Source organism: Vibrio sp. V01_P9A10T6, assembly GCF_963877065.1.
GTDB lineage: Bacteria > Pseudomonadota > Gammaproteobacteria > Enterobacterales > Vibrionaceae > Vibrio > Vibrio anguillarum.
The window spans coordinates 1-4,345 of record NZ_CAWNTB010000089.1 but is presented as its reverse complement, the minus strand read 5'-3'; the positions used below and the strand labels follow the sequence as shown (position 1 = coordinate 4,345).

The following is a 4,345-nucleotide window of genomic DNA, read 5'->3' as shown; positions in this document are numbered from 1 at the left end:
ACCGATAACATTGCGCTGAATAGCCAAGTGCGTTGGTTAGGTACCTCTGTTGACAACGAAACTTCAGCAACCTGCACACTGCCCTCTTCAGAAACGTGCGCGATTCGTTTTAAATCTGATTGGATCAATCAATTTTCGGCTAATATCGGCCTGACAGTTCGTTTTTAAACCAAGATAAAATTGTGGTGTGATTCACTAGTGAGTGTATGTTTTTCAGTCATACACTCTTCGACAAAAAATAGTTTTATCATTTATATTTTTTAGACAATGAAGTTATAAATTCCATTCTTATTAAAAAATGACGTTCATTCCACCTAAATACCAATTAATTAACAACTAATACACCATCAAAAAACCAGGGAATAACATTTACAATCTATTGCCTTAACTTAGATTAGTCTGTAGTCTCGAACCCATGCGTAGCTGATTATTTCAGATACAGCAAACACACATCGAACTATTAAGAACAATATTCTGAGTTCTCGGAAAGCTGACAACATATAACACTAACTTTTTGCCAGTTCATGGATGATGGCGCAAATATTCACGGTCTATTTAGTGTACCGATAGTATTCATCACTCCAACACTGGCTCCGCAGCCGAAGAGAAGCTTCATACCTCAGGGAAGTCGTAAAGGAGTAAACAATGAAGCGAGAACAATGGGGATCCCGTGCAGGGTTCATTCTGGCTGCCGTAGGTTCGGCTATCGGTCTTGGAAACATATGGCGTTTCCCTTATATGGCTTATGAGAATGGGGGTGGTGCATTCTTCATCCCTTACCTTTTCGCCATGATCACAGCGGGTATACCGTTTATGATCCTAGAGTTCAGCATGGGTCAAAAGCATCGCGGTTCAGCACCAGCCACTCTGGCTAAAATTCACGCAAAATTTGAATGGTTAGGTTGGTTCCAAGTAGGGGTTGCCGCTATTATTGCTGTGTATTATGTGGCCGTTATTGGCTGGGCTATTTCCTACTTTGGTATGTCGTTTACACAAAGTTGGGGAACCGATACTAATGCTTTCTTCTTTAGCAACTATTTAGCACTAGGCGATAATTCACCGACCAATCTCGGTAGTATTCAATGGAAAATCGCCATTGCAATGCTGATTGCATGGGCCATTACTTATGCTGCTATCGTCGGTGGAGTGAAATCTGGAATCGAACGCGCTTCAAAAATCATGATGCCAATACTGTTTATCATGGTACTGCTTTTGATTGGCCGCATGATTTTCCTACCAGGTGCATTAGATGGTGTGAACTACATGTTTGAGCCTGACTTTGACAAGATCTGGGATGTGAAGGTTTGGGCTGCTGCTTATGGACAGATTTTCTTCACCCTAAGTATTGGTTTTGCCATCATGCTGGCGTATTCCAGCTACCTTCCTGAGAAATCAGACATAACGAATAACGCCTTCATGACAGTATTGATCAACTGTGGTTTCTCAATTCTGGCGGGGATTATGATTTTCTCTGTTCTTGGCTACATGGCTCATGAACAAGGCAAACCGTTGACAGAAGTCGTGTCTGCGGGCGTTGGGCTTGCATTCGTTACGTTGCCAGCGGCTATCAACCTATTGCCAGCGCCCTATATTCTTGGGCCAATCTTCTTCTTTGCACTTGTTGTTGCAGGCCTAAGCTCACACATATCAATCATTGAAGCCGTCACCTCAGCCGTCATCGATAAGCTAAAATGGAGCCGTAAAAAGGCCGCTAATGTAGTTATCAGCGTAGGGTTTTTGGTTTCAATGGCCTTTGCGACCAACGGTGGCCTGTTGCTGCTCGACCTTGTCGACCACTTCGCAAACAACGTGGGCATTATGGCGAGCTGTCTAGTGGAACTTACGCTCATGGCATGGCTATTTAAGATTTCTGACGTACGCAAATACGTGAACAGCATTTCCGATTTCAATATTGGCGTGTGGTTTGATATTTGTCTGCGCTTTATCTCACCTGTAATTTTGGCCATTATTGTCGCCACAAAACTGAACGCTCTATTCACAGAAGGTTACGGTGGTTATGACCTCACCCTAGGATGGGTAATGATCGGGTTACTATTCGCTATAGGCTTAACAATCAATGCAACAAGCCGCAAGGAGTGCAACTAATGACGACAAGTGCAATTATTATGATGATTATTGGTTTGGGCATTACGTGGGGTGGCGCCGCCATCTGCATTAAAAAAGCCATGAACAAACAATAATCCTGTTGATTCTAAAAGCCGATGTCATCATCGGCTTTTTTATGCCTGTCGACAACCGCTACACCTACCTCTTGAAGCCAAACCTATTCATGCCACCCAAACCACAGCAAAATTAAACAAGTGATGTGAATAAAGGAATAGAGCGAAATAGCCCTTACTTGATTATCGTTTGAGATAAAAGAGAGTTAAGTCAACAAGCCAAGCGTGAGATCCGTCTTATCGCCGCAAGCGGACAACTCAACTAATAAATGAGATGGCAATGATCAACTTATAAAAATAGGGAATGGCTGATGAGCGAGTTAGCGGCAAAAGAAAAGGAGGCTTTCGCCTCCTTTTTTATAGGGGAATGAAAAGATATGAATTAACCGTGGTTACGGATCCACTCATCCATTTCAGTTTTAAGGTTGTCAGACTTAGTACCAAAGATAGCTTGAACGCCACCCGATACAACAACAACACCCGCAGCACCAAGCTGTTTCAATTTCTCTTGGTTTACTGCTTCTGTTTTAGCAACAGAAACGCGTAGACGAGTAATACATGCATCTAGGTTAGTGATGTTTTCTTTACCACCAAAGGCCGCAACAAGTTCACCAGCTAACTCACTACCTGTAGCAGAAGAAGCTTCTTCAGATTCATCTTCACGACCTGGAGTTTTCAGGTTCATCGTACGGATAACGAAAGTAAACACGACATAGTATAGAACTGCATAAGCAATACCTAGACCAACCAATAGCAACATGTTTTCAGCACGAGGAGATTGAACAACAAAGTCAATGAAACCGTTCGAGAACGTGTGACCGTGAACAACACCTAGAGCGTTAGTCAATACATAAGCAAGACCAGCTAGCAAAGCATGAACAACATAAAGTACTGGAGCGATGAATAGGAACGAGAACTCAATAGGTTCTGTAATACCCGTTAGGAATGAAGTCAATGCAGCTGACGCCATGATACCCATTACTTTGGCACGGTTTTCTGGTTTAGCACTGTGTGCAATTGCAATTGCTGCAGCTGGAAGACCGAACATTTTGAATAGGTAGCCACCCGCTAGTTGACCGAAACCGTTACCTGCAGCGCGAGACGCATCATCAGCAGTCAAGAAACAAGTCATGATACCGTGAACGGTAGTACCTGCATTGTTGGTACATGTACCTGCTTCATAGAAGAAAGGCACGTTCCAGATGTGGTGAAGACCAAATGGAATCAATGAACGCTCAACAACACCGTAGATACCAAATGCGGTTACTGGGTTTTGGTTAGCAGCCCAATCAGAGAATGTTGCGATAGCTGAACCTACAGGAGGCCAAATGATAGATAAAACAATACCTAGAGCAATCGCAAGGAAACCCGTAATGATTGGTACTGCACGTTTACCCGCGAAGAAGCCAAGATATTCAGGAAGTTGAATTTTGTAAAAACGATTGAATGCCCAAGCAGCAACACCACCTGCAAGGATACCACCAAGAACGCCCGTCTCGATGTTATCAACACCCATTACGACTGCCATTACTTTTAGCGTCGCAACCATGATGCCATAGCCAACAATTGCTGACAGGCCTGAAACACCATCGTTATTCGTGAAGCCTAATGCTACACCTACTGCAAAGAGTAGTGCCATTTGACCAAAAACCGAACCACCAGCTTGTTCCATTAAATGTGAAACAACTTCTGGTAGCCAGCTAAAGTTCGCTGCACCCACACCAAGCAAAATACCCGCAACTGGTAAAACTGATACTGGAAGCATCAGAGCCTTACCAACTTTCTGCAGGTTTGCAAAAAGGTTTTTAAACATGTTTATGCTCCTGATTAAGTTATTAGAATTGTTTGGGTTCTAACGGCACACCCCCGTAGCCTAAATGTTAGCACCCAATGAAAATGTAACCACATATCGCATTATATTTTTCGCCTCTAAATATATCTTGATGCCACTCAAACTTTCTAGTTAGTAACGAAATTTTGTTTCAAAACAATAGACCGATCACAATGCGGGAGGGTGTAAACCCTGCCAATCAATTAATATAACTTCATGTTTTATAATGATATTGTTAACAATACCATTAATTTCACAGAGTGAATAAAATTAGCGCACTTGTTATTTTTAGTAACAAAATTACAATTTTAACTTTCAAGCTTATTTTTTCAAC

Annotated in this window: 3 protein-coding genes and 1 pseudogene; 3 read left to right on the top strand and 1 reads right to left on the bottom strand. The window is 42.3% G+C overall.

Annotated elements, in window-relative coordinates; translation table 11 throughout:
- The 3 genes and pseudogenes from AACQ21_RS04935 to AACQ21_RS04925 all read left to right on the top strand — a co-directional run.
- Positions 1-168, top strand: a pseudogene (locus tag AACQ21_RS04935) (porin family protein); the annotation flags it as partial.
- A gap of 477 nt (positions 169-645) precedes the next feature.
- Positions 646-2,106, top strand: a complete 1,461-nt coding sequence (locus AACQ21_RS04930) for a sodium-dependent transporter (protein WP_105976457.1) — start codon at positions 646-648, stop codon at positions 2,104-2,106.
- Positions 2,106-2,201 carry a MetS family NSS transporter small subunit gene (locus AACQ21_RS04925; protein WP_010319106.1) on the top strand — a complete coding sequence of 32 codons (96 nt, stop codon included), beginning with the start codon at positions 2,106-2,108 and terminating at the stop codon, positions 2,199-2,201. Before AACQ21_RS04930 ends, AACQ21_RS04925 begins: the two co-directional genes overlap by 1 nt.
- Positions 2,202-2,562: 361 nt before the next feature.
- Here AACQ21_RS04925 and ptsG read toward each other — a convergent pair whose 3' ends face one another.
- On the bottom strand, positions 2,563-3,993 hold the full coding sequence (gene ptsG / locus AACQ21_RS04920) for a PTS glucose transporter subunit IIBC (protein WP_013856413.1): 1,431 nt from the start codon (positions 3,991-3,993) through the stop codon (positions 2,563-2,565).
- Between the last annotated feature and the right edge of the window lie 352 nt (positions 3,994-4,345).